At 47.0% G+C, this 25,248-nt stretch carries 31 protein-coding genes; 16 read left to right on the top strand and 15 right to left on the bottom strand.

The window, feature by feature from the left end:
* Positions 1 to 82 precede the first annotated feature (82 nt).
* Positions 83 to 1,426 carry a metalloprotease PmbA gene (gene pmbA / locus ACKLNH_RS05065; RefSeq protein ID WP_413111153.1) on the top strand — a complete coding sequence of 448 codons (1,344 nt, stop codon included), beginning with the start codon at positions 83 to 85 and terminating at the stop codon, positions 1,424 to 1,426.
* Positions 1,427 to 1,483: 57 nt separating this feature from the next.
* Here pmbA and mgtE read toward each other — a convergent pair whose 3' ends face one another.
* The 12 genes from mgtE to ACKLNH_RS05005 form a co-directional block, all read right to left on the bottom strand.
* Positions 1,484 to 2,839 carry a magnesium transporter gene (mgtE, locus tag ACKLNH_RS05060; RefSeq protein ID WP_413111152.1) on the bottom strand — a complete coding sequence of 452 codons (1,356 nt, stop codon included), beginning with the start codon at positions 2,837 to 2,839 and terminating at the stop codon, positions 1,484 to 1,486.
* Between the two features lie 83 nt (positions 2,840 to 2,922).
* Complete coding sequence (locus ACKLNH_RS05055; RefSeq protein WP_413111151.1) at positions 2,923 to 3,198, bottom strand: HPr family phosphocarrier protein; 276 nt, start codon at positions 3,196 to 3,198, stop codon at positions 2,923 to 2,925.
* Positions 3,185 to 4,063, bottom strand: a complete 879-nt coding sequence (rapZ, locus tag ACKLNH_RS05050) for an RNase adapter RapZ (protein ID WP_413111150.1) — start codon at positions 4,061 to 4,063, stop codon at positions 3,185 to 3,187. The genes ACKLNH_RS05055 and rapZ overlap by 14 nt, the downstream gene beginning before the upstream one ends.
* A 13-nt stretch (positions 4,064 to 4,076) precedes the next feature.
* Positions 4,077 to 4,532: a PTS IIA-like nitrogen regulatory protein PtsN gene (gene ptsN / locus ACKLNH_RS05045; protein WP_413111149.1), complete on the bottom strand. Its 456-nt coding sequence runs from the start codon at positions 4,530 to 4,532 to the stop codon at positions 4,077 to 4,079.
* Between the two features lie 2 nt (positions 4,533 to 4,534).
* A complete protein-coding gene (hpf, locus tag ACKLNH_RS05040; protein WP_413111148.1) occupies positions 4,535 to 4,822 on the bottom strand; it encodes a ribosome hibernation promoting factor in 288 nt (95 codons plus the stop codon).
* A 24-nt stretch (positions 4,823 to 4,846) separates the two neighbouring features.
* On the bottom strand, positions 4,847 to 6,274 hold the full coding sequence (locus ACKLNH_RS05035; RefSeq protein ID WP_413111263.1) for an RNA polymerase factor sigma-54: 1,428 nt from the start codon (positions 6,272 to 6,274) through the stop codon (positions 4,847 to 4,849).
* 96 nt (positions 6,275 to 6,370) lie between these two features.
* The gene (lptB, locus tag ACKLNH_RS05030; protein ID WP_413111147.1) at positions 6,371 to 7,096 is read right to left on the bottom strand and encodes an LPS export ABC transporter ATP-binding protein; all 726 of its coding nucleotides are present in this window, start codon (positions 7,094 to 7,096) and stop codon (positions 6,371 to 6,373) included.
* Between the two features lies 1 nt (position 7,097).
* Positions 7,098 to 7,613 (bottom strand): lipopolysaccharide transport periplasmic protein LptA, encoded by a 516-nt coding sequence (lptA, locus tag ACKLNH_RS05025; RefSeq protein WP_413111146.1) that lies wholly within the window; start codon positions 7,611 to 7,613, stop codon positions 7,098 to 7,100.
* On the bottom strand, positions 7,594 to 8,157 hold the full coding sequence (gene lptC / locus ACKLNH_RS05020) for an LPS export ABC transporter periplasmic protein LptC (RefSeq protein WP_413111145.1): 564 nt from the start codon (positions 8,155 to 8,157) through the stop codon (positions 7,594 to 7,596). Before lptC ends, lptA begins: the two co-directional genes overlap by 20 nt.
* Complete coding sequence (kdsC, locus tag ACKLNH_RS05015; protein ID WP_413111144.1) at positions 8,154 to 8,708, bottom strand: 3-deoxy-manno-octulosonate-8-phosphatase KdsC; 555 nt, start codon at positions 8,706 to 8,708, stop codon at positions 8,154 to 8,156. Before kdsC ends, lptC begins: the two co-directional genes overlap by 4 nt.
* A complete protein-coding gene (locus ACKLNH_RS05010) occupies positions 8,708 to 9,679 on the bottom strand; it encodes a KpsF/GutQ family sugar-phosphate isomerase (protein WP_413111143.1) in 972 nt (323 codons plus the stop codon). The genes kdsC and ACKLNH_RS05010 overlap by 1 nt, the downstream gene beginning before the upstream one ends.
* A 12-nt stretch (positions 9,680 to 9,691) precedes the next feature.
* A complete protein-coding gene (locus ACKLNH_RS05005; RefSeq protein ID WP_413111142.1) occupies positions 9,692 to 10,657 on the bottom strand; it encodes a calcium/sodium antiporter in 966 nt (321 codons plus the stop codon).
* A 361-nt stretch (positions 10,658 to 11,018) separates the two neighbouring features.
* Between ACKLNH_RS05005 and mlaF the strand changes: the two genes are divergently transcribed.
* The 7 genes from mlaF to murA are packed head-to-tail and all read left to right on the top strand — an operon-like array spanning position 11,019 to position 15,566.
* Positions 11,019 to 11,828, top strand: a complete 810-nt coding sequence (mlaF, locus tag ACKLNH_RS05000) for a phospholipid ABC transporter ATP-binding protein MlaF (RefSeq protein WP_413111141.1) — start codon at positions 11,019 to 11,021, stop codon at positions 11,826 to 11,828.
* Entirely contained in the window at positions 11,818 to 12,600 is a 783-nt protein-coding gene (gene mlaE / locus ACKLNH_RS04995; RefSeq protein ID WP_413111140.1) for a lipid asymmetry maintenance ABC transporter permease subunit MlaE, read from the top strand. Before mlaF ends, mlaE begins: the two co-directional genes overlap by 11 nt.
* A gap of 2 nt (positions 12,601 to 12,602) precedes the next feature.
* Positions 12,603 to 13,076 (top strand): outer membrane lipid asymmetry maintenance protein MlaD, encoded by a 474-nt coding sequence (gene mlaD / locus ACKLNH_RS04990; RefSeq protein WP_413111139.1) that lies wholly within the window; start codon positions 12,603 to 12,605, stop codon positions 13,074 to 13,076.
* 13 nt (positions 13,077 to 13,089) lie between these two features.
* Positions 13,090 to 13,734, top strand: coding sequence for a phospholipid-binding protein MlaC (gene mlaC, locus ACKLNH_RS04985; RefSeq protein WP_413111138.1), 645 nt, complete (start codon positions 13,090 to 13,092; stop codon positions 13,732 to 13,734).
* On the top strand, positions 13,727 to 14,023 hold the full coding sequence (locus tag ACKLNH_RS04980; RefSeq protein WP_413111137.1) for an STAS domain-containing protein: 297 nt from the start codon (positions 13,727 to 13,729) through the stop codon (positions 14,021 to 14,023). The genes mlaC and ACKLNH_RS04980 overlap by 8 nt, the downstream gene beginning before the upstream one ends.
* A gap of 19 nt (positions 14,024 to 14,042) precedes the next feature.
* A complete protein-coding gene (ibaG, locus tag ACKLNH_RS04975) occupies positions 14,043 to 14,300 on the top strand; it encodes a BolA family iron metabolism protein IbaG (RefSeq protein ID WP_413111136.1) in 258 nt (85 codons plus the stop codon).
* Between the two features lie 9 nt (positions 14,301 to 14,309).
* Positions 14,310 to 15,566: a UDP-N-acetylglucosamine 1-carboxyvinyltransferase gene (murA, locus tag ACKLNH_RS04970; RefSeq protein WP_413111135.1), complete on the top strand. Its 1,257-nt coding sequence runs from the start codon at positions 14,310 to 14,312 to the stop codon at positions 15,564 to 15,566.
* A 75-nt stretch (positions 15,567 to 15,641) separates the two neighbouring features.
* Here murA and degS read toward each other — a convergent pair whose 3' ends face one another.
* The 3 genes from degS to zapG form a co-directional block, all read right to left on the bottom strand.
* On the bottom strand, positions 15,642 to 16,712 hold the full coding sequence (gene degS / locus ACKLNH_RS04965) for an outer membrane-stress sensor serine endopeptidase DegS (protein ID WP_413111134.1): 1,071 nt from the start codon (positions 16,710 to 16,712) through the stop codon (positions 15,642 to 15,644).
* Positions 16,713 to 16,837: 125 nt separating this feature from the next.
* Positions 16,838 to 18,196: a Do family serine endopeptidase gene (locus tag ACKLNH_RS04960; protein ID WP_413111133.1), complete on the bottom strand. Its 1,359-nt coding sequence runs from the start codon at positions 18,194 to 18,196 to the stop codon at positions 16,838 to 16,840.
* 88 nt (positions 18,197 to 18,284) lie between these two features.
* Complete coding sequence (gene zapG, locus ACKLNH_RS04955; RefSeq protein WP_413111132.1) at positions 18,285 to 18,764, bottom strand: Z-ring associated protein ZapG; 480 nt, start codon at positions 18,762 to 18,764, stop codon at positions 18,285 to 18,287.
* A 106-nt stretch (positions 18,765 to 18,870) separates the two neighbouring features.
* Between zapG and zapE the strand changes: the two genes are divergently transcribed.
* The 8 genes from zapE to sspB all read left to right on the top strand — a co-directional run bounded on the left by zapE (position 18,871) and on the right by sspB (position 25,238).
* Positions 18,871 to 19,983, top strand: coding sequence for a cell division protein ZapE (zapE, locus tag ACKLNH_RS04950; protein WP_413111131.1), 1,113 nt, complete (start codon positions 18,871 to 18,873; stop codon positions 19,981 to 19,983).
* A 265-nt stretch (positions 19,984 to 20,248) separates the two neighbouring features.
* On the top strand, positions 20,249 to 20,677 hold the full coding sequence (gene rplM / locus ACKLNH_RS04945) for a 50S ribosomal protein L13 (protein ID WP_413111130.1): 429 nt from the start codon (positions 20,249 to 20,251) through the stop codon (positions 20,675 to 20,677).
* Between the two features lie 15 nt (positions 20,678 to 20,692).
* Positions 20,693 to 21,082 carry a 30S ribosomal protein S9 gene (gene rpsI / locus ACKLNH_RS04940; protein WP_413111129.1) on the top strand — a complete coding sequence of 130 codons (390 nt, stop codon included), beginning with the start codon at positions 20,693 to 20,695 and terminating at the stop codon, positions 21,080 to 21,082.
* 345 nt (positions 21,083 to 21,427) lie between these two features.
* Positions 21,428 to 22,021, top strand: coding sequence for a ubiquinol-cytochrome c reductase iron-sulfur subunit (petA, locus tag ACKLNH_RS04935; RefSeq protein ID WP_413111128.1), 594 nt, complete (start codon positions 21,428 to 21,430; stop codon positions 22,019 to 22,021).
* Positions 22,018 to 23,283 (top strand): cytochrome b, encoded by a 1,266-nt coding sequence (locus tag ACKLNH_RS04930; protein WP_413111127.1) that lies wholly within the window; start codon positions 22,018 to 22,020, stop codon positions 23,281 to 23,283. Before petA ends, ACKLNH_RS04930 begins: the two co-directional genes overlap by 4 nt.
* On the top strand, positions 23,280 to 24,020 hold the full coding sequence (locus ACKLNH_RS04925; RefSeq protein ID WP_413111126.1) for a cytochrome c1: 741 nt from the start codon (positions 23,280 to 23,282) through the stop codon (positions 24,018 to 24,020). The genes ACKLNH_RS04930 and ACKLNH_RS04925 overlap by 4 nt, the downstream gene beginning before the upstream one ends.
* A 94-nt stretch (positions 24,021 to 24,114) precedes the next feature.
* The gene (gene sspA / locus ACKLNH_RS04920) at positions 24,115 to 24,753 is read left to right on the top strand and encodes a stringent starvation protein SspA (RefSeq protein ID WP_413111125.1); all 639 of its coding nucleotides are present in this window, start codon (positions 24,115 to 24,117) and stop codon (positions 24,751 to 24,753) included.
* Complete coding sequence (gene sspB / locus ACKLNH_RS04915) at positions 24,753 to 25,238, top strand: ClpXP protease specificity-enhancing factor (RefSeq protein WP_413111124.1); 486 nt, start codon at positions 24,753 to 24,755, stop codon at positions 25,236 to 25,238. The genes sspA and sspB overlap by 1 nt, the downstream gene beginning before the upstream one ends.
* The last annotated feature ends 10 nt before the right edge of the window (positions 25,239 to 25,248 follow it).

The raw sequence follows: 25,248 nt of genomic DNA, 5'->3' as shown, positions 1-25,248 counted from the left end.
CAGCTAATTCGCCAATTGGGGGGCAAAATATTGACTGTCAGTGGTATCCTTTAACTATTCCTATGACTAAATAAGAGCCGTTATGGACATAAAACAACAGGTTGCAGCGCAGCAGGCCGAGTTAGAGCACGCTGTTGCGAAGGCACTGAGTGTGGCGACAAAGAAGGCAGATCATGCTGAAGTCGCCATTACTAAGACAACGGGCATCAGTGTATCGACGCATATGTGTGATGTTGAAAGTGTTGAGTTTAATAGTGATGGCGCACTCGGTATTACGGTGTACCGTGGACAGCGTAAAGGCAGCGCTTCAACATCTGACCTCAGTGAAGCAGCGATTGCGCAGACTGTCGCTGCAGCGTTGGATATTGCCTCGTACACGTCAGAGGATCCTTGTGCAGGACCTGGGCCTGCAGAGCTAATGGCCACCACGATACCTGATTTGGATCTGTTTCATCCTGACGAGCCAGAGCCGGATCATGCCGCAGCGCGCGCGATTATCGCGGAGCGGGCGGCACTAGAGAGTGATCCGCGCATTAAGCAATCAGATGGTGGCAGTTATGATAGCCATTACGGTATCAAGGTCTACGGTAACAGCCATGGTATGTTGGCAGGCTATGCCTCTAGCCGTCATAGCATTAGCTGCTGCGTGATCGCCGAAGGACGCAACGGCGTCATGGAGCGCGATTATAGCTATACCACCGCACGCGCAGTTGAGGATATGTGGTCGCCGGAATTTGTTGGTGCCGAAGCGGCGAAGCGGACCTTGGCACGTATGGATGCGCAGAAGTTGCCAACGTGTGAAGTCCCGGTCATGTTCGCGGCTGATATCGCCACAGGGCTATTTGGCCATTTAGTCATGGGGATCAGCGGGGCTAACTTATATCGCAAATCCTCTTTTTTGGTCGATCACTTAGGTAAGCCGATTTTTCCATCATGGCTGCAAATCGAAGAAAAACCGCATATCTTACGTGCAATGGCAAGTACACCATTTGATGCAGAGGGATTAGCGACCAAGGATTGCCAGATCATCGCTGATGGCGAACTGCAAACTTACCTGTTAACCAGTTACGCAGCTCGCAAAATGGGCATGACCCCAACAGGGCATGCCGGAGGCATTCATAACTGGTTTGTTTCTTCAACCGGAGAAAGTTTTGAAGCGATGCTACGTAAGCTAGATCGTGGTTTGCTGGTGACCGAATTGATGGGGCAGGGTGTGAATATGGTGACGGGGGATTATTCTCGTGGCGCTGCTGGATTTTGGGTTGAGAATGGCCAAATACAGTATCCAGTGAGTGAAATTACCATTGCTGGTAATCTAAAAGAGATGTTTAACTCAATTGTTGCTATTGGTAGCGATGTCGAAACCCGTAGTCAGATCCAAACAGGATCGCTACTGATTGAAAAGATGAAGATTGCTGGTCACTAATTGAAAAAGGCTTGCCAGAGGCAAGCCTTTTCTCTCCACTTGCTTATCCGTTACTCTCTAGATCAAAATCGTCGCAAGACCTAAAAAGACAAACAGCCCAACGACATCGGTGACCGTGGTGAGTGCCATTCCGCCAGCGAGTGCTGGGTCTATCTTGAATTTTTTCATGATAATCGGAATAGATACACCGGCAATGCCTGCCACAACCAGATTGGTTAGCATCGCGGCAGCAATAATTGCGCCCAGCAGCAGATCGCCTTTCCAGAGAACCACAATACCGCCGATGATCAGCGCCCATAGCACGCCATTGATTAAGCCAACTCGGGCTTCTTTACTCAGTAGCCAACGGGTATTGGAGTCACCAATGTGACCAAGAGCAAGACCACGAATAACCAGCGCCACCGTTTGGTTGCCGGCGACTCCCCCCATGGAGGGCACGATGGTCATGAGAACGGCAATGGCTGCCATCTTATCCAGTGTGTCTTCAAACATATTTGAAACGGAGGCAGCAGCAAGGGCGGCGAGGACATTAACGCCTAACCAAATGCTGCGACTTTTGGCCGATTTTACCACTGGGGCAAACGTATCTTCTTCGTCGTCAAGGCCAGCGGAGCGCATCATCGAGTGCTCGGCATCTTCACGGATGATATCAACCACATCATCAATGGTAATTCGGCCGACTAACTGATTATCAGCTTCAACCACAGGGGCAGAAACCCAGTTACGTCGCTCAAAAAGGCTAGCGATATCGCTGTGGTTCATGTCGACCGGAATGGCTTCATCGGCATGATCCATGATTTCTTCAACGATGCTATCAGATGGGGAGGTAACAACAGTGGATAGCATCAAGTGACCGATCAGGCGGTTATTTTCATCAACAACATAGAGGGCATCCGTTGCTTCTGGGAGCTCGCCTTTCATTCTGAGATAGCGCAGCACCACTTCAATCGTGACATCGGAACGGATGGTGACGAAGTCGGTTGTCATCATGCCTCCCGCCGTCTCTTCATCATAAGAGAGTGCGGTTTCTATACGCTGGCGATCTTGCGCATCCATCTGCGCCAATACTTCGCGGTAGACGGCATCTGGCAAGTTTCGTAGGACATAGGCGACATCGTCGCTTTCCATGCCTTCGGTGGCCTCAGCGAGCTTCTCTGGCGCCATTCGTGCGACAATGCCATCTTTGACGTCTTCAGAGAGTTCATCAAGAATCTCGCCGTGATCATCTTCATCAGTTAACTGCCAGATGATGTAACGTTCTTTGGGAGGGCAGGCCTCGAGCAGGTGGGCGGTATCTTCTGGTTCCATATCCTGTAAGAGACGACGGACATGGACAAACATTCCATTATCAAGTGCGGTATGCACCTCTTGGAGGATTTGGTGGGGGCTATCTTGCTCTATTTTTTCCACCATGGGATACCTTTGCAGTTTACTGTAGTAATGATCTGAATTTTAACGTAAATAGAGCAAGAATGTCTCTTTGTTATTCAGGTTGTTTACTCATTTTCGTGAAAGCCAGCCTCAATCAGCTCACAGACGGCATCAAGTGCCATGTTTGCTTGCGCCCCTTCAGCGATAACGCTTAACAGCTCCCCTTTGGCTGACTCAAGCATTAATAAGCCGATAACCCCTTCAACTCGAGCCTCTTTTTCAGTATTTTTCAAGGTAATGACGGCATCGAAACTTTGTGCTAGTTCAACCAACTGAATCGCTGCGCGTGCATGCAGCCCAAGGCGGTTGCAAATATAAACTTGTCGTTCAATTCTGGGCAATGTTATTTCCTTTGCTTGGTTGTCGCTCGAGCGTTCGATGACGGGTTTGTACCTGATTGCCTTCAGCCTTAAAATAGTTCGCTAACTGTTCGGCGATAAATACAGAACGATGCTGTCCACCTGTACAACCAATCGCGACAGTGAGATAACTGCGGTTATTCTTTTCTAACATCGGCTGCCAAGTGGTAACAAAGTTGTGAATTTGGTTGATCAGCTGATGCACTTCAGGATGTGATGAAAGAAAATTTGCCACTGGTGCATCCAATCCTGTTAGGGGCTTGAGATCCGGCTCCCAATGTGGGTTAGGTAAGAAACGTACATCGAAGACATAGTCTGCGTCTGATGGTAAGCCATATTTAAAGCCAAATGATTCGAAGACCATAACCAGCTCGCGCTTTTCTCGCCCGAGTACTCGAGCACGCACCGTTTCACTCAGATCGTGGATGGATTTATCACTGGTGTCGAGAACGAGATCGGCTTGCGCTTTAATGTCTCCCAACAAGCGCTCTTCCTCAATTATTGACTGCTCAAGGGTAAATCCTCGCTTCGCAAGAGGATGAAGGCGCCGCGTTTCACTGTAGCGTTTGATCAGCTCTTTATTGTTGGCATCCAGAAAGAGCAGTTGTGTATCTAGAACTGATGATAGGTTGGCAAAGGCGGCATCAATGTCAGCGCTTTCACGTGGTAAGTTGCGAATATCTATGCTTACCGCGATGTCCTGCTGTGTCCCTTTAACCGTGTCAATAAAGGCATTGAGCAGGTTTAAAGGTAGGTTGTCGACGCAATAGTAACCTAGGTCCTCAAGAACTCGCAAAGCAACTGATTTGCCTGCGCCAGATCGACCACTAACGATCATCAGCTTCATGGTGTGGGTTCCGTTATTCGTTATCTTCGGCGGTAAGAATTTGGTACAGCTCACTGTCTGATTGCGCAGTGCGAAGCTGCTTACAGATCTGTTTATTGCTGAGTTTTGCTGCAATTGCAGATAAGGTTTTTAAATGCTCTTTGCATTGCTCATCGGGCACCAAAAGGGCGAACAAGAGATCAACAGGTTTATTGTCTATGGCATCAAACTGAATCGGCTCTTCACATTGAATGAGTACGCCGATAGCCTGATCACTGCTCGTAATGCGACCGTGAGGAATCGCAATACCATTGCCTATACCGGTACTACCCACTTTTTCGCGTGACAGCATACATTCAAAAAGCTGTTGAGGGCTAAGATCGAGGTGCGATGCAGCGACTTCACTGATGATTTCCAATGCGCGCTTTTTGCTTGAGCATGGGACTGCACTTTTCGTGCAGTCCAAGCTGAGTACGGAACTGAGTTGCATGATTAATGATTATTCAGTTTATCTTTGTGTTTATTAAGCTGGCGAACCAACTTATCAGTTAGGTTATCAATCGCGGCGTACATGTCTTCATGATCGGCTTTGGCATGGATCTCGCCATTATTGATATGTAAGGTCGCTTCGGCAATTTGTTGTAGCTTTTCTACCGTCAGGATGACCTGTACATTATTAATCTTGTCGAAAAAACGTTCAAGTTTTTCAAACTTTGTATCAACATAGCTGCGCATGGAGTCAGTAACTTCGACATGATGACCGATTAGATTGATTCGCATAACGTCTTCCTTTTGGTTGCGCCTTTATATCAGGCGTTTGCGCTGATTGGATGGCGGAATCCCCAGAGATTCTCGATATTTTGCTATGGTGCGTCGAGCAACCATAACCCCCTGGTCCGCCAGTAGCGTTGCAATTTTACTGTCGCTCAGTGGTTTGGCTTGGTTTTCCGAAGCCACGAGTTTCTTCACTAGCGCGCGGATGGCAGTCGATGAGCATTCTCCACCGCTGTCCGTACTGACATGACTAGAAAAGAAGTATTTTAGTTCAAAAATACCACGTGGGGTATGCATATACTTTTTTGTTGTGACGCGTGAAATGGTGGACTCATGCATGTCGACCTCAAGTGCAACATCATTGAGCACCATGGGTTTCATCGCTTCTTCACCGAATTCAAAAAAGTCTTGTTGAAATTGAACAATACAACGAGCCACTTTAAGTAGCGTTTCGTTACGGCTTTCTAGACTCTTAATTAACCATTTAGCTTCTTGCAAATGGTTGCGAATAAACTGGCTGTCATCGCTGCTGGCATGTTTACCCAGAGCGGCATATTGCTCGTTTACCCTAATTTTTGGTGTGCTGTCAGGATTGATCGTGACTGTCCACTGGCCATTGTGCTTGAAGACCATGACATCCGGAACGATATACTCGGTCTCTTCATGGATAACACGATTACCTGGGCGCGGCTCAAGTTTATGAATCAGTTGCATGACACACTTTAGCTCGGGCTCTTTGAGTTTGGTGTCGCGCATCAATTGACGAAAATCACGATTGGCGAGTAGATTTATGTGCTCGCGCAGTAAGGTTTTCGCTTCTGTGAGCCACGGCGTGTCTTCTGGAAAGGTAGCAAGTTGAAGTAATAAACACTCTTGCAGGTTGCGTGAACCGACGCCAAGCGGATCAAACTGTTGCACGCGCTTAAGGACCGCCTCTACTTCGTCCAGTTCAATGTCATCGTCGCCAAGGCTGTCAAGAATTTCATCTGCGCTGGTGGTAAGGTAGCCCTTTTCATCGATAGCATCGATAATCGCGGTGGCGATAGCACGATCCGTTTCGCTAAAGGGGGTCAGTTGAACTTGCCACATCAGGTAATCTTGTAAGCTTTCTGTCGTTTCGCCTTGATAGATAGGCAGGTCGTCATCTAGCGCAATACCTGTATTCCCAGTGTTGGCGCTATAGACATCTTCCCAAGTTGTATCAACGGCAAGTTCGTCAGGCATCTCATTTTTATCAAAGGCCTCAGAGGCTTCTAACGTGTCGTTAGTGGTCGTTTCGTCATAACTGTCGGTATTAACCTCTGCTGTCTGATCCGCTCTTGCTTCGCTCTCAGATCCTTCTTCGGTGTCTTCTTGCTCGAGCAGAGGATTGCTCTCTAATGCTTCTTGAATCTCCTGCTGAAGGTCTAATGTGGAGAGTTGCAGCAAGCGAATGGCTTGCTGAAGCTGTGGCGTCATTGCCAGTGATTGACCTAGCTTAAGCTGGAGCGAGGTTTTCATGAATACTTTAATACCTGTGTGTTGTTATTGTTATCCAGCGAGTGGGTACCTTAACTATAGTCTGAATTGGTCCCCGAGATAAACCCGTTTTACATGCTCATCATTAAGAACGTCGGTCGGCGTACCATGAGCAATCATATGGCCTTGACTTACTATATAGGCATGCTCACAGACATCCAGCGTTTCTCTAACATTGTGATCGGTGATTAAGACACCTAAGCCGCGATCGCGAAGATGCTCAATGATTTTTTTGATATCAATTACCGAGATGGGGTCAACCCCAGCAAAGGGTTCATCGAGCAAGATAAATTTGGGGTTGGCAGCTAAGGCTCGTGCAATTTCCACTCGGCGGCGTTCACCTCCCGATAACGCCATGCCGAGGCTGTTGCGAATATGCTGAATATTGAACTCGTCCAGCAAATCTTCCAATTTATCTTGTCGCTGTTCGCGGGTAAGGTCACTGCGTGTTTGCAATACCGCCATGATATTGTCATAGACAGATAGGCGACGGAAAATAGAGGCTTCTTGTGGTAAATAACCAATGCCCATGCGAGAGCGGTTATGCATGGGTTGCAGGCTGATGTCGATATCATCAATGCAAATGCTGCCTTCATCTCGCGCAACTAGTCCAACAATCATATAAAATGAGGTGGTTTTGCCAGCGCCGTTCGGGCCCAGCAGACCGACAATTTCACCCGATTTAACTTCTAAGCTAACATCGGTTACGACCTTACGGCCACTGTAACTTTTGGCTAAGTTTTGTGCTTTTAGCGTCGCCATTTTATTCTTCTTTATCTAATGCTTTGGGTTGAAGGACGGTGGTGACTCGTCCGCCTTCTTGGCTCTCGGCTACCAGTTTTTGTTTATCGATACGATAACTGATGGTGTTGCCTTCAATGCTTGAGCTTTGTTGCTCCAAATAGGCATTGTCAAAAATCTGCAAAAACTCGTCTTTGGTGGTGTAAACCATACGCTCACCACGGCCATGAATAAAGGTACCGTCATCCAGCTGCTGTTTAAATGTCGTGGGCTTACCAAAGGAGCGGATAACCTCATTGCCTTCGATGTTATTCAGGCGTTCGATAATTATCTTGTCAGCCCGAATATCGATACTGCCTTGTTGTAGAATGACATTGCCCTTGAATTCGACAACGTTATTTGCCATATCAAGTTCTTGCGTGTCAGCATCCACGTAAATTGGCTGTTGAGTATCAGTGCTTAGGGCCGCAACGGGGGCGCTAAATATGATAGAGAACAGCAGCGCACTGAGTGGTAAGTTAGCGGATAAACGATTCATATCTTCCTTTCACCTGCTTTAAAAGGGTCGCTTGGTATAACTCGAAACTGCCAATGATGCCAGTGCCGTCATTTTGGAAACCTTTACCGGTAATTTCAACACGCTTGTCGCTGCTAAATGTATTGTCGGTAAAGTTAAGTAGCATATCATCGCTTTTGATTAGTTCGATGCCTGCATCTGGCAACAGATTAAACATTCTAACGTTGTCTGTCATTATAAGGGTGTCGGTATTCTTTAGTGTTGCTTTATCTGAACTGATCCGCCATTCAATGTCTGTCCCTGCACTGTTGTAAACCCACACCACAGGATCGCTAAACTCAGTTTCGTGTCGATGCGCAAAATAGTCGAGCTGTTGCGCGACTATTTGATACATCGGCGCACCGATGTCTGAGTAAGCGGTACTGGTAACGCTTTTACCACTGATGATCGGAAGTTCAAGGTCTGGGGCTATTTGAATCTCTGGCCTGCTCATTTGGGTGAAGAGGTATCCCCCACACCCAATGGCAATAATGGCAAGAACAAGTATGCTAAAGCGTTGGATCATGTGCTGCTTACCAAATGGTTATCCAGTTCATTTTTTGCTTCTAGCAAGATATCACAGACTTCGCGGACGGCACCACGACCACCTGGAATAACAGTAACATAGTCGGCTCGACGCGCTAATAATGGGTGCCCATCGGCCACGCAAACCGCGAAACCAACCTGCTGCATAACAGGCCAGTCGATTAAGTCATCGCCAATATAGGCTACTTCGCTTGGTTTTATGTTGAGCTGAGAGAGGAGCTCGTTGTAGGCAGAGAGTTTGTCCTCCTGCCCTTGATAGATGTACTTGATACCAAGCCCGCGCATTCTATCTTCGACAATTTGTGAACGACGCCCAGTGATTACCGCCACTTCGATGCCTGCCTTCATTGCCGCTTTAACGCCGAAACCATCGCGAGTATGGAAGGTCTTTAGCTCCTCTCCTTGGTTGCCCATGTAGATGAGCCCATCGGAAAATACCCCATCAACATCACAGATAAGAAGACGGATTTGTTTCACTTGGGCAAATAGGTTGGCATCCATTTCACCGTATAATGTCGAGATTGTCGTCATTAAAGAACTCCAGCTTTGAGCAGATCATGCATATTCAGTGCACCTGCCAGTTTGCCATTTTCAGTGACCAGTAATCCATTGATTTTTTTCTCTTCCATGACATTTAGCCCTGCAGCGGCGAGTAGGTTTACATCACAGGTAAAGGGGTTGGTGGTCATGACTTCGCCTATTTCTGTGGTATGAATATCAATGCGTTGATCAAGTAAGCGACGGAGATCACCATCAGTAAAGATACCACACAGTGTTTGGTTTTCATCCACGATTGCCGTCATGCCGAGCCGTTTGCGGCTAATCTCTAACAGCGCTTCCCTTACCGTCACCGTGCATGGCACGATAGGAAGATCCTCATCTTTGTGCATTAAGTCGCGCAATCTTAGCAGCAGTTTACGGCCCAGTGCGCCGCCTGGGTGAGACAGTGCAAAATCATCGGCGGTAAAGCCTTTTGCTTCCATTAGTGCGATCGCCAAGGCGTCTCCCATCACTAAGGTTGCTGTCGTTGAGGAGGTGGGTGCAAGGCCAACTGGGCAAGCTTCTTCAGGTACACTAATTTGTAAAAAAGCATCGGCTTCTCGCGCCATGGAAGAGTCGGCTTTGCCAGACATAGCGATCATTTTTATATTTCGGCGCTTTAACACTGGAATTAGCGTAAGAATTTCATGTGCTTCGCCGGAGTTTGAGATAGCAATAACGGTATCGTTATTAGCAATCATTCCAAGGTCACCGTGGCTCGCTTCACCTGGGTGGACGAAGAAGGCTGGTGTGCCAGTACTCGCTAGTGTCGCTGCGATTTTTTTGCCGATGTGACCAGACTTGCCCATTCCCATCACCACCACTTTACCGCTTTGAGCGGCAATTAACTCACAAGCTAGTTGGAATTGGGCATTAATGTATTGCGGTAATTGCGCGATGGCTGCCAACTCTGTCGCCACCACTTGGCGACCACGTTGGCAGTAATCAAATTTTTCAGACATAAGATTCTCCGTTTAGGCGGAGGTATTATAAAGCAGATAGGCTTGATAGGCGATAAAGCAGCTGATCAATAGTGCCCCTTCAACCCGACTGATCTTCGGTTTTTTCTCAATTGACATCAAGACGAGGACAATAGATAGCGCTAGCATGACGTAATAGTCGCGATGCATTGCTAGTGGGCTAATGGTTGAGGGATGTAAAATGCCGGGAATAGCCATAACTGCGAGTATGTTAAAGACGTTAGAGCCAATAATGTTGCCGACAGCCATATCATCTTCGCCTTTTAGTACCCCGGCGATAGAGGCCGCGAGTTCTGGCAAACTGGTGCCAAAGGCGATGATGGTTAAGCCTATAACAAGGTCACTCATGCCAAAATGCTTGGCAATAATGACGGCATTGGTCACGAGCAAATCTGCAGAGTAAGGCAGGATGAGTAGCCCAATCACCAGCCAAATACCAGCAACGCTATTCTTTACCCCTTTGGGTATTTCAGCGTCGTGTTCACTTTCTAGTGGGTCATGCTGATTGCTCTCTTTATGGCTGATGCGGATCATCGCTAAAATAAAGATCACAAAGAGTACGATTAGAAACAGGCCTTCTGGGAAGCCGAGGTGGTTGTCCCAAAGCAGAACGCCGGCAATCAGTGTAACGCCGAGCATTAATGGCATTTCACGCTTTAAGATACCAGAACTAATAGCGAGGGGCTTGAGCAGGGCTGTTGCACCAAGGATGAGGGCAATATTGGCGATATTGGAGCCAATCACGTTTCCTACTGCGGTATCGGTTTTTCCTTCCAGTGCCGCGGTAGCAGAGACCATCATCTCGGGTGCTGATGAGCCCATAGCAAGAATGGTCATACCGATCACTAGCGGTGAAATGCCAAAGTTGCGTGCCAGTGCGGCAGCACCAAACACTAATCGGTCGGCACTCCAGACGAGTAGCACCAGGCCAAGTAATAAAAACAGAATGGCTTCGAGCATGGTTGTCCCTTGTTGGTATTGAGCCTGTATTACGTCGAGGTAAAAGTTTGCCGCGACAAGAAAAAGGTGAAAGAAAGGTCACGAGTCTCGGCAATTTATATAATAGACGTAAGCTGTTGTAGACTGAAGATAGATGAACACTCAATGCTAACATCAGATCAATCCGCTAAATTAGAGTGGAGTTCTAAACGGAAATCAAGCACAAATCACAGTTGTAGTTCAAAACTAAGAGCCATTTTATGGTTAACTGTTTGCAAACAGTTGACAGTGGGTTGCTTGAGTTACATCTCTGTTCCACCTATCATCAAATTCTTATTCAAATTATTTCGTATTGCGAACATGTCGAGGCGAAGGGATTGCCATGCAGCAGGAAGACATACTGGTTTCTGTCCGGAATTTAACGTTTTCTCGTGGACAACGAACCATTTTTAAAAATATCAGTATAGATGTCCCTCGCGGAAAAGTCACCGCCATTATGGGGCCGTCAGGTATTGGCAAAACGACATTGTTAAAGCTGATTGGCGGCCAGCTTAGCCCAGATCAAGGCACGATTAATTTTGACGGCGATAACATTCCGACATTGGGTCGACGCGCACTCTATGTGGCGCGACAGAAAATGAGTATGTTGTTTCAATCTGGTGCACTGTTCACCGATATGACGGTGTTTGATAACGTCGCCTATCCGTTGCGAGAACATTCTGATCTTCCTGAACCGGTATTAAGAACTCTGGTCATGCTCAAATTAGAAGCGGTGGGGTTACGTGGCGCAGCAAAACTGATGCCCAGTGAATTGTCTGGTGGCATGGCTAGACGTGCGGCGTTGGCACGTGCCATCGCCTTGGATCCGGCATTGATCATGTTTGATGAACCCTTTGTTGGGCAGGATCCCATCACAATGGGAGTGCTGGTGAAGTTGATTAGTGAGCTTAATCAGGCGCTTCAGTTAACGTCGATAGTAGTGAGTCATGATGTGCCAGAAGTGATGAGTATTGCTGATTGGGTCTATTTAATGTCTGAAGGCGAGATCATTGCATCGGGGACGCCTGCCTCTTTAACGGCAAATCAGGATCCCAAGGTACGACAATTTTTAGATGGTGATGCGGATGGGCCAGTACCATTCCAATACCCAGCACAGTCATTGGCAGAGGAGCTATTTGGCCATGATGGTTAATTATATCGCGAGCCTGGGTGAAAAAAGCCTCACTATGTGCCGTAGTTTGGGGCGGGCAAGTATGGTGATGTGGGGGGCGCTAGTTGGCCGTCCACAGCCGCGAATTATGTTTCCGTTATTATTGAAACAGCTCTATTTTGTTGGCGTGCTTTCGATTGCGATTATTGCCGTGTCGGGACTCTTTATCGGCATGGTGTTAAGCTTGCAAGGTTACATTGTTTTAGTCGATTTCGGCGCCGAAAACAGCCTCGGTCAAATGGTGGCTCTCTCTTTGCTACGTGAGCTGGGACCAGTGGTAACAGCACTACTGTTTGCTGGTCGAGCTGGTTCGGCATTAACGGCTGAAATTGGTTTAATGAAGGCAACTGAACAGTTGTCGAGTTTAGAAATGATGGCTGTCGATCCGTTGCGGCGAGTTATTGCACCTCGTTTTTGGGCTGGGGTGATAGCGATGCCACTGCTGAGCGTGATTTTTATTGCCGTTGGCATTTATGGTGCGCAGATTGTTGGTGTGGATTGGAAAGGAATCGATTACGGTAGTTTCTGGGCATCAATGCAGGCATCGGTAAGCCTGGGCTATGATATTGGTAATAGCATCATTAAATCTTTGGTGTTCGCGGTAACAGTAACTTGGATAGCGGTATTTAACGGTTATGATGCCGTACCGACATCAGAAGGATTGAGTCGAGCAACAACTCGCACTGTGGTCAATTCGTCGCTGGCCGTCTTGGGGCTAGATTTTGTATTAACGGCATTAATGTTTGGGAATTAGGGATGAAACAGAACCAAAAACTGGAACTTTGGGTGGGCAGTTTCGTGTTGGCTGGAATAGCGGCACTGTTAGTGTTGGTGATGAATGTAGCCAATGTTAATGCGTTATCGAATGGCGATACTTACCGTTTGAAAGCCGAGTTTAGCAATATCGGTGGTTTGAAAGTACGCTCTCCTGTCAAAATTGGTGGTGTGGTCGTGGGGCGTGTTGTTGCGATTGAGCTCGCCCAAGAGACCTATGTCCCAATTGTGACGATGCAGATAGGCCAGGAGTATGGGTATTTTCCAGAAACGAGCTCAGCATCAATTTTAACGGCAGGCTTGTTGGGAGAACAATATGTCGGTATTCATCCTGGCTTTATTGATGATGATATCGATATGCTTGGTGATGGTGATTTTTTGTATGACACAAAGCCTGCATTGGTGCTAGAGGACATGATAGGACAAGTGCTCTATAGCGTTGGTGGCAGTGAATAGAGAGGTATAGACAATGAAACGATGGATCGCAGTGGCTGCATTGGCACTATTTTCACTCTTTGCACAGGCCGAAGTAGACAAATCAAATCCGTACACCATGATGAATCAGGTCGCTGACGAGGCATTTGCGCGCTTAGCGGCTGAGCAGGAAAGCATTCAAGCTGACCCAGAACATTTGCGTGGTTTGGTAAAAGAGCTATTTTTACCTTATGTAAACGCACGTTATGCCGCTTATAAAGTCTTAGGACCTCAACTGCGACAAACCAGTAAAGAGGACAGAGAGCTGTTTGTCTTGGCCTTTACGGAATACATGGTCGCCTCTTATGCCCAAGTGCTAACGCAGTATGAAGGACAGACAGTCAAGGTTGAAGGTGATAAATCGATCCCTGAAGGACGAAATATTATTACCGTCCGTGTTGAGATTATTGATCCGAAGCGCCCAGCGATCCGCATTGATTTTGCGATGCGTCAAAATAAGAAAACCGGCGAATGGCAAGGTTTTGATATGACGGCAGAAGGGGTGAGCTTACTGACCACGATGCAAAATGAGTGGGGGGCCAAGATACGCGCAAATGGAGCAGCAGCCGTTGCAGAGGAACTGGAAGTATTGGCCGCCAAACCAATCGCTAAACAGAGCGCCGAGGCACAAAATGGCTGACATCGTTGAGCAGCAAGCTGGAGTCTTTTTTTTGCAAGGGGCACTTGAGCGAGAGCATGTCCTAGCACTTTGGAAGCAAAGAGCTGCATTAATGCCACAACAATTATCTGTAATACTCGACCTATCGCGGTTAACTCGGGTAGACTCTGCGGGCATGGCGATGTTGATACATTTAGCCACTGAATACCGTAAAGCTGGGGTAGAGGTGTCATTTCGACATATACCACAGCAATTGATGACTTTACTGCGCCTAAGTCATGCTGAAGAGTTGTTAGCAACGGCGAAGTAGAAATTGTGAGGACAGCGTTGTGGAAATAACAGAAATTCAAAAAATACTTCAAACGGCGCTGTCGTTAGATGAAGTAATCGTAAAAGGTGACGGTAGCCACTATGAAGTGATTGCTGTCAGTGAAATGTTTGCCGGCATGAGCCGTGTGAAGAAACAACAGGCAATTTATGCACCGTTAATGACGCATATTGCCACAAATGCAATACATGCATTGAGTATTAAAGCGTATACGCCCGAAGAGTGGGCGCGCGATAAGAAATTGATGTCGCTTTCCTAAGAGGTTGTAATGGAAAAATTCCGAATCCAGAGTGGCGGTCCACTATGTGGCGAAGTGGCTATCTCTGGGGCAAAGAACGCAGCACTGCCTATTTTGTTTGCTGCTTTACTGGCTGAAGAGCCTGTTGAAGTGGCCAATGTGCCTAAACTTCGAGATATCGATACAACCATGGCTCTATTAGAGCAACTTGGTGCGAAAGTTCGTCGTAATGGCTCTGTGCACGTTGATGCCAGCCAGGTGGATAACTTTTGTGCACCGTATGATCTGGTTAAAACCATGCGTGCCTCCATTTGGGCGTTAGGTCCTTTGGTCGCACGATTTGGTGAAGGCCAAGTCTCATTGCCAGGTGGTTGTGCTATTGGTGCACGCCCGGTTGATTTGCACATTGTTGGCCTTGAGCAACTTGGCGCTAAGATTGTATTAGAAGAAGGTTATGTTAAAGCGAGTGTTGATGGTCGCCTGAAAGGCGCGCACATCGTCATGGACAAGGTCAGTGTAGGTGCAACGGTTACCATTATGTGTGCCGCAACGCTGGCTGAAGGCAAAACGGTGATTGAGAATGCGGCCAAGGAGCCGGAAATTGTCGATACCGCAGCGTTCTTAAATACCTTGGGCGCGAAAATTAGCGGTGCAGGTACCGACACTATCGTTATCGAAGGGGTTGAGCGTCTTGGTGGTGGATACCATAGCGTTGTTGCTGACCGGATTGAAACGGGCACCTTTTTGGTGGCAGCGGCGATTTCTGGTGGAAATGTGACGTGTCGTAATACTGACCCACACCTGCTTGAAGCGGCATTAGCGAAATTGGAAGAAGCCGGCGCAAATGTAGAGACGGGTGATGATTGGATCTCGATCGACATGGAAGGGCGAGAGCTGAAAGCGGTAAACATCCGTACGGCACCTCACCCGGGCTTCCCAACAGACATGCAAGCGCAATTCTCTTTGCTAAACCTGGTTGCGAAAGGAACAGGGATCATTACGGAAACGATCTTTGAAAATCGCTTCATGCATATTCCTGAGTTGATCCGCATGGGCGCTCATGCTGAAATCGAAGGCAATACAGTCATTTGTGGTGATACTCAAGGGTTGAGTGGTGCACAAGTGATGGCCACTGATTTGCGCGCATCTGCCTCATTGGTTATCGCGGGTAATATTGCTCAGGGTGAAACCATTGTTGATCGTATCTACCATATTGACCGTGGCTATGAGCATATCGAAGATAAGCTTCGTGGTCTTGGAATGAAGATTGAGCGCTTTCGTGACTGAAGGACGCAATAAAAAAAGGCTTGCCAATGGCAAGCCTTTTTTTATGCCGGTCTTTTGGCGCTAATAGCGTTAGAGTTATTCATCGTCATGCGGAACCTGAGCGATAGTGATCTCTAATGTTATCATCTCACCGTCACGTAGCACTTTCATTGGCACCGTTGTTCCCGGGCGCAACTCTGTTACCATATCAAGCACGTTACGTTTACCCATCACGGGTTTGTTATCAATTTCGAGTAAGATGTCTTGGACCTTTAAACCTGCGTGAAATGCAGGGCCGTTAGGATCCATGCCCAATACGATGATCCCCGTGATATCGTCCGCGTCAACTAAATGGCTCATTGCTGGGGTGACATCACGTCCATCAATCCCAATATAGCCACGGATCACGCGCCCGTCAGCGATGAGTTTTTGCATAATCTTGGCGGCAAGTTTATATGGGATAGCGAACGAGATACCATATGTATCCACATCGTAGGCTTGCTGGAATGAGGCGGTATTAATGCCGACAAGTTCACCGCGTGTATTGACTAATGCGCCCCCCGAGTTACCGTTATTGATGGCGGCATCGGTTTGGAGAAAATCTTGTCGACCAAAGGCACTCAATCCTGATCGACCAGTGGCCGAAATGATGCCGTAGGTGGTGGTCTGTCCGAGGTTATATGGATTACCAATTGCCAGTACAACATCGCCAACCGCAGGCTCATACTCGTCGTTAAGTGGAATAACCGGTAAGTTGTCAGCTTGGATTTTTAATACGGCAAGATCAGTGCGGCGATCTTTACCAAGTAGCTGAGCGGTAAAAATTCGTCCATCTTGCAGCGCGACAACCACTTGATCTGCTTGTTCAACGACATGGTTGTTGGTCACAATAAACCCTTTGTCGCTCATAATGACGCCAGAGCCTAAACCTTCAGTGCTTAGCAGCAAGCGATTATTGTTGCCATATCTGCGGCTATAAATATTGACCACGGCAGGTGAAGCGAGACGGACGGCATGGTTAAAAGAGAATGCTGGGGGAAGTTCTTCTTCCGAGGCGATAGGCAGAGTAAAGTTAGGGGATGCGTTTCTTAACTCAGGCATGACCAGTAGTAGAACAGCAGCGGTTAAGATACCGAGCATAATCGAGCGCCCAAGAAAACGAATCATTTTTCTCCCCGTAAATCACGAACTAAAGAAGTGAGAATAGCACTCTCCTTATATGAAAAGTAGTAAAAGAGTGCACATAAACACGAACGCCACCCAAGGGTGGCGTTTATGGAGCGTGGCAAAAACTAACGCAGCATTAAATACAGGTTAGTATTATTTCGTTGTATATTTAGGGCGATAGCACCACTGCTATTTTCTAATACCTTGCGTAGCTCACCCAGATTGCGGACTCGCTGGCGATTAACACCAATAATGACATCGTTTGCGAGTAGACCAGCGCGAGCAGCCGGAGAGTCTTCACGTACCGACTCTACTTTTACGCCGCCATCAGTGTTGGTAAGTTCAGCACCAGCTAGTGCTTTATGTAGACTGTCGGCAGAAAGGCGCGACTGAGAAGACTCTTGTAGTTCGGCAGTTAAGTCGAGGGATTCGCCATCACGTAAGATACCCAGTGAGACCGTTTTACCGGCACCAAGCGTGGCAATTTTTGCTCTGAGTTCGCTAAAGCTGCGGATCTTTTTACCATCAACGGAAATGATGATATCACCAGCTTCAATGCCTGCTTGTTCAGCGGCTGAGTCTGGAACCACTTGGCTGACAAAGGCACCATGGTTAGTTTCATAACCAAAAGCTTCTGCTAGCTCAGAGGTTAGCTCCCCACCTTGAACGCCGAGCATCCCGCGACGGACTTCGCCAAACTCAAGGATCTGTTCAACCAAGTTTGATGCCATGTTTGATGGAATCGCAAAACCAATCCCAATATTGCCGCCATTTGGGCCAAGGATTGCAGTATTAATCCCAATAAGCTCGCCGTTAAGATTAACTAGTGCGCCACCTGAGTTGCCGCTGTTAATGGCAGCATCTGTTTGAATGAAGTTTTCAAAATTCTCGATATTTAATCCGCTACGTCCAAGCGCAGAGATAATGCCAGACGTTACCGTTTGTCCCAAGCCAAAAGGGTTGCCGATGGCAACGGCAAAATCGCCAACCTGGAGTGAGTCGGAGTTGGCAATCTTAATCTCGGTTAGCTGTTGCGGCTTATCTATTTTCAGTAGCGCGATATCGGACATGCCGTCACTGCCGATCAGATCGGCATCAAATTCACGCCCGTCGTGCAGTTGGACGCGAATGGTATCCGCCCCATTAATAACATGGTGGTTAGTGACGATGTAGCCTTGTTTAGCGTCAATAATGACACCAGAACCGAGCCCTCGAAACGGCCGTTCACGAACCTGTTCAGCAGGGACATCATCACCAAAAAAGAAACGGAAAGATTCAGGAATTCGCTGTCGTGAAACCTGCTTTCCCTCAACCGAAATACTCACCACTGCTGGGGTGACGGTTTGTAGCATTGGGGCTAAGCTAGGAAGTTCTTGGCCGTTAACAGCCATAGGAAGTGCCGCTTGGGCAGGAAGACTTGTACTCACTGCGCTAGAGAGAGCTAGCACAAAAGCACTAATTGCAAACAACGGTGTTTTTTTCATAAATCAACTCCAGTATCACAAGTGATTGTATGACTTATGTACTGGAGTTTAGTTCCAACAATTTCAATAGTTAGTTAACAAAATGGCATTAACTGGCTTTGGTCTCTGCGGAATTAATATGAATAGAGCTATCGCCACTGAGCAAGCCGGTTGCCTCATTGGAATAATCTTTTGGTGCGGTCGCATCATTAGCCTTTGGGCTCTCAGCGATGCCATCATTTACCTCTTCTGGCTTCTCTGCGGCTTCGTCAGAAACCGGAGTCAGTTGGGTAATGCGAGCCGCAAATGGGTTATCTTGGCTGGGTAAGTTTGGCATCATCTCTGCCGATGTTTTTGCCATGTGCTGATACAGCTTGCTGTAATCTTTCGCAATGTTGTCCATCAGCGCTGAACTTTGAGCAAAGTGGTCAGTTAGCTCTTGGCGGTATTGCTCTAGCTCATAGCGTGATTTATCTAGATCTTTTTGGAGATCTTTTTGTTGTTTACTTTTCTGAGTCAGCATGCGGGTGAATAGTGCCCCCACAACAGTACCGACGATAAAATAGATGATTGCATGGGTCATTGTCATAAACACTCCTTTGACAAGGGGAAAAACTAACGTCTAGGCTCACTATACATGCTATATATCGCGCATGGTACACTCGATGGCATAAGGATGTGACTTGGAGTATGGAATGACACCACGAAAACGTTACCAACAAGATCTACAGCAAGATGGATTTAATGCTGATGCAGCGCAGGCAGCGGCGGTTGAATGCTTAGAAGGCCTTTATCAGCGCTTGATAACCGCAAAAGCATCAGTAAGGGTAGACAATAAACGTTCATGGTGGCAGCGTTGGCAACCACAAAAAACAGTGGATAAAGCCCCAGAGCAAGGCCTCTATTTGTGGGGCGGCGTGGGCAGAGGCAAGACCTATTTGATGGATCTTTTTTATGAGTGCCTTCCCACATCACGCAAAATGCGCGTCCATTTTCATCGTTTTATGCACCGTGTCCATCATGAGCTGGGGCTGTTAGATGGTCAGAGTGACCCGCTGTTACTGGTTGCCGACAAACTAGCGCACGAAACAGACATTCTCTGTTTTGATGAGTTTTTTGTGTCTGATATTACCGATGCGATGCTATTGGGAACGCTGTTTGATGCACTGTTTCGGCGTGGTGTCTGCTTAGTGGCGACCTCAAACATTCCACCACATGATCTTTATCGCAATGGGCTACAACGCGCACGCTTTTTGCCTGCCATTGCTTTATTAGAACAGCATTGTGACGTACTGCACTTGGATGGTGGAATCGACTATCGCTTACGCACTTTAGAGCAGGCTGAGATTTATCATGCACCATTAGATGAGGCTGCAAGCGCAAATATGACGCACTACTTTGCGCAGTTGCGGGTCAAGCCATGGACAGAGCAGGCAGCGATTATGATTAATGATCGTGAATTATTGACACTTAGCGAATGTGATGGAGTTGTCCAATTTGAGTTTGCCGTTCTCTGTGTTACCGCGCGAAGCCAAATTGATTATATGGAGATTGCGCGAATTTATCATACTGTACTGTTGTGTAATGTCGCGCAGATGGGGGACGAGATGAACGATGCTGCTCGGCGCTTTATTGCCTTAGTGGACGAATTTTATGAGCGTAATGTAAAATTAATTATATCGGCACAAGTGCCGATGACACAGCTTTATACGGGAAAGCGTTTATCTTTTGAGTTTGAACGTTGTTGTTCACGGCTCATTGAAATGCAGAGTCACGCTTACCTTTCTCGTCCTCACTTACCTGCGTAATGCACATTTTGTTGAAGTCATGGCGATAAAACGGCATTAAGGAAGGGAAGTTAAACGGAGAGTTTTGCTGTTTAAACAAAAATCCCCACTTTTTTTGAAAAACAAGGTGATTTTTTCCCCACACTTCTCTATAATTTTGCGACCCACAAACCTGTACGGCTTTTTGCCGGGAGTTCCTAACACTCGAAGGGGTGCGCTAGGCTCTAAGACAGTGGGAGCATTCTGCTCCTTGAAGTGAAACTATTTAAATCGGGTAATTATTAGCATGAAAACTTTCGTTGCTAAACCAGAAACTGTAAAACGTGACTGGTATGTTGTTGACGCAGAAGGTAAAACTCTTGGTCGTCTAGCGACAGAAATCGCATCTCGCCTACGTGGCAAGCACAAGCCAGAATATACTCCTCACGTTGATACTGGTGACTACATCGTAGTTATCAACGCTGAAAAAGTAACTGTAACTGGTGCTAAGAAGAGTGACAAAATGTACCACCGCCACACTGGCTTTATTGGTGGTCTTAAGTCAATCAGCTTCGAGAAGCTTATCGATAAGAAGCCAGAAATGGTTATCGAAACTGCTGTTAAAGGCATGCTTCCTAAAGGTCCTCTAGGCCGTGCAATGTACCGTAAACTAAAAGTTTACGCGGGTACTGAGCACAACCACGCGGCACAACAGCCGCAAGTACTAGACATCTAATTGGGAATTATGACAATGGCAGATCAATACTACGGCACTGGCCGTCGCAAAAGCTCAGCAGCTCGTGTTTTTATCAAACCGGGTTCTGGCAATATCGTAATCAACCAGCGTAGCCTGGAAGAGTACTTTGGTCGTGAAACTGCTCGCATGGTTGTTCGTCAGCCACTAGAGCTAGTTGACATGATCGAAAAACTAGACCTATACATCACTGTTAAAGGTGGTGGTATCACTGGTCAATCTGGTGCTATCCGTCACGGTATCACTCGCGCTCTTATGGAGTACGATGAGTCTCTACGTCCTGTACTACGTGCAGCTGGCTACGTGACACGTGATGCTCGTAAAGTTGAGCGTAAGAAAGTGGGTCTACGTAAAGCACGTCGTCGTCCACAATTCTCTAAGCGTTAATATTTCCTTATTGGAATATTCGCTTACGCGAAATGGCATCAAAAAACCCAGCCCGATGGCTGGGTTTTTTTTATCTACGCTCCTCCTTCTCTCTTTCCGCCTCGTTTATTTTGTCTATTTCCTCATTTTATTGTGTTTCGGAAAAAGCTTTACTGAAGTCACAAATGTTACAAAAAAGTAGCTTTATCTTGTCAAAAAGTGTGCTTTTCTTTATGATTTAGTTAGGAAATGGGTGGTAAAATATCAATCAAAGCCTAATCATAAAGTCATTTACTGTTAGTTGTCGCTCCAAGGATGCAATGGATTCACCGCCGTCATGCGGGGAGCGCAAGGGAGTATAATTGGATGAGCAATGCGCCAGTAAACCTCGGCCGTCGCCGCTTTCTGACGGCATCAACTGCTGTCGTTGGGGGAGTGGGAGCAGCTGCCGTCGCTGTCCCCTTCATTAAGTCATGGAACCCTAGTGCCAAGGCGAAGGCAGCAGGAGCGCCAGTTGAAATAGATATCAGTAAAATTGAAGAGGGTCAGATCATTCGTGCTGAGTGGCGTGGTAAGCCTGTATGGGTTGTGCGTCGTAATCAAGCACTAGTCGATGAATTGGCACAACTTAATGGTCAGCTACGCGACCCTGATTCTATCGAGCCACAACAACCAGAGTATGCGAAAAATACGTATCGCTCATTACGACCGGAAATTTTCGTTGCGGTTGGAATTTGTACCCATTTAGGTTGTTCGCCGACTTATTTGCCCAGTAGTTTTGGCGAACAGGTTGAAGGGGTCGCATCTGGCTTTTTTTGTCCTTGCCATGGTTCAAAATTTGATATGGCCGGACGGGTATTTCAAGGGGTACCAGCCCCACTTAACTTAGTCGTCCCCCCCCATACTTATGTAAATGCTCAGACCATTTTGGTCGGTGTTGATGAGGAGAGCGCATCATGATCGCCTTTATGGAATGGATAGAAAAGCGTTTACCTATGATGAATGCTTACCGTAAGCACTTATCTGAATATCCGATGCCGAAAAACTTTAACTTTTGGTACCTATTTGGCTCATTAGCCATGCTTGTTCTGGTTAACCAGCTAATTACTGGTATTTGGCTAACGATGAACTACGTGCCCTCTGGCGAGGGAGCTTTTGCTTCTGTTGAATACATTATGCGTGATGTTGAGTATGGCTGGTTGCTACGCTATATGCATTCAACTGGCGCTTCGGCTTTCTTTGTCGTGGTCTACTTGCATATGTTTCGTGGCTTGATTTATGGATCGTATCAAAAGCCGCGTGAATTACTGTGGCTGTTTGGTATGTTGATCTTCCTTGTTTTGATGGCAGAAGCGTTTATGGGCTACCTGCTACCATGGGGGCAGATGTCCTATTGGGGAGCGCAGGTGATCATCTCCTTATTTGGTGCCATTCCAGTGATTGGCGATGATCTTACGCTATGGATTCGTGGTGATTATGTTATTTCAGGCGCAACCCTAAATCGTTTCTTTGCGTTACATGTCATCGCATTGCCGATCGTATTGTTATTGCTGGTTGTTCTGCATATTTTAGCGTTACATGAAGTGGGTTCGAATAACCCTGATGGGATTGAAACCAAGTTGCCGAAAGGGTCGAAAGGGCAGGACTACAAAACCCAGTTTAAATTCCATAGTTATTACAGCAACAAGTACGACATTATAGATTCTATTCCATTTCATCCGTATGGCACCGTCAAGGATATGGTTGGGATCGCCGTGTTCTTCTTCCTATTCTGTTATGTGATCTTTTTTAACCCAGAGATGGGGGGCTACTTCCTCGAACCACCAAACTTTGAAGCGGCGAACCCATTAAAAACCCCAGACCATATTGCCCCGGTTTGGTACTTCACTCCGTTCTATGCCATTTTACGTGCGGTACCGGACAAACTACTGGGTGTTGTCGCCATGGGGGCGTCGATAGTGGTGCTGTTCTTGCTGCCATGGCTAGATCGCTGCCGGGTTCGTTCATATCGTTATCGAAGTAAGGTCCATTTGGTTAATATTGCCCAATTTACCGTGTGCTTTATTGCTCTGGGTGTTTTGGGAACATTACCTGCAACAGCGACTTACACGTTATTAGCGCGCATTTTTAGCCTCGGTTATTTTATGTTTTTTGTTTTGCTGTTCTTTTACAGTAAGAACGAAGCGACGCGACCTTTACCAGAGAGGGTGACATTCAAATGAAGAAATGGATTTTAGTCATGTTTGCCTTGTTGCCTGGTTTTGTTCTGGCAGCAGGAGGTGGAAATGTTCACCTTGATTCGGCCAACAATGATTTACGTGATAAAGCATCGTTGCAGAGTGGGGCTATGCTCTTTATGAACTACTGTTTCGGCTGCCACTCCACACAGTACCAACGCTATGGACGTGTAGCGGAAGATCTCGGTATACCTGCCGATCTAATGAAGCAGAATTTGATTTTTGATGCCCAAGCCAAGATCGGCGATCTAATGGAGAACGCCATGGCTGATAACGACGCAAAAAAATGGTTTGGTAACCCGGCACCAGATTTAACGATGGTCTCACGGGTGCGGGGCACTGATTGGGTTTACACCTATCTGCGTTCGTTTTATGTCGACCCCAGCCGTCCATTTGGGGTGAATAATACCGTCTTCCCCAGTGTTGGTATGCCGCATGCCCTAGAAGAGCTACAGGGAACGCCTTACCGTATTTATGAAGAGCGGTTGGTTGATGGGGAAATGATTAAGGAGTATGCCGGCATAGAAACGGATGGGCGCGGTGAGTTGAGCGCGACTGAGTTTGATATTGCGGTGCGTGATTTGGTCAACTTTCTCGAATATTCGGCGGAACCCGTAAAGATAGAGCGACAACGTTTAGGTTATTGGGTCATGGGCTTTTTGGTGCTTTTCTTTATCATCACCTTGCTGTTGAAGAAAGAATATTGGCGTGATGTGCATTAATCGTTTATTCTAGTGGGTTAGTATCGTATCTCGGCAATGGGGGCGTTTGCCCCCATTGCTTTTTAAGTCTTTGTTAGATGTTCTGGAGGGGTTAATGGCTGTTGCTGCCAATAAACGTTCAGTAATGACGTTGTATTCTGATGCTTCTGATATGTACAGTCATCAGACGCGTATCGTTCTTGCTGAAAAAGGTGTTAGCGTAGAAATCGAGTTGGTTGATCCTAACAACCTGCCTGAGGATCTGGTTGAGCTAAACCCATATAACTCAGTGCCGACTCTGGTTGATCGTGAATTGGCGTTGTACCAGGCGAGCATTATTATGGAATATTTGGATGAGCGTTTTCCTCATCCACCATTAATGCCGGTATATCCTGTCGCGCGCGGTAATAGCCGTCTGATGATGTATCGCATTGAGCGTAACTGGTATTCGCTAGCTGAAAAAATTGAAAAAGGCAGTGCTGATGAAGCTGACCGCGCCCGCCGTCAGTTGCGTGAAGAGCTGCTTGCACTGGCACCGGTATTTGCTGAATACTCATACTTTATGAGTGAAGAATTTAGCTTAGTTGATTGCTACCTAGCTCCTTTACTATGGCGCTTACCTGTATTGGGTGTAGAGCTAATTGGTGCTGGCGCGAAGGAAGTGAAAAACTATATGACACGTGTTTTTGAACGTGATTCTTTCCTTGCTTCACTGACTGAAGCAGAACGTGAAATGCGCTTGGCTGGTCAGTAATGGATATTAGCAAGCTAACCCCTCAGCGCCCGTACTTACTGCGCGCGTATTATGATTGGTTGGTTGAAAATGATCTTACACCGCATTTGGTGGTAGATGCGACGTTAACTGGCGTGCGAGTGCCTGTTGAGTTTGTCCAAGACGGGCAAATTGTACTGAATATTGCACCTCGTGCGGTGGGTAACCTTGAATTGAGTAATGAAGCGATTAGCTTTAATGCTCGTTTCAGTGGACGTCCACACTCTGTTGTTGTTCCTATGTATGCGGCGATTGCCTTGTATGCAAGGGAAAACGGCGCAGGTACTCTGTTTGAGCCAGAGGCAGCCTACGCGATTCATGAAGAAGATGCTGCAGATATAGGCATCGATGACGAATTAATCACAGAGGTTCAACCAGAGTTGGCAGTGGTGGATGACGGGGATGAAGATCCAACGCCAGAACCACCACGACCGAAAGGTCGTCCGTCTCTGCGGGTGATAAAGTAGAAAAAGCAGC

It is taken from the genome of Thaumasiovibrio clandestinus (genome assembly GCF_047250365.1).
Taxonomy (GTDB): Bacteria; Pseudomonadota; Gammaproteobacteria; order Enterobacterales; family Vibrionaceae; genus Thaumasiovibrio.
Note: the sequence above shows the minus strand (reverse complement) of the source record. Positions and strands in the feature narration are given on the sequence as shown.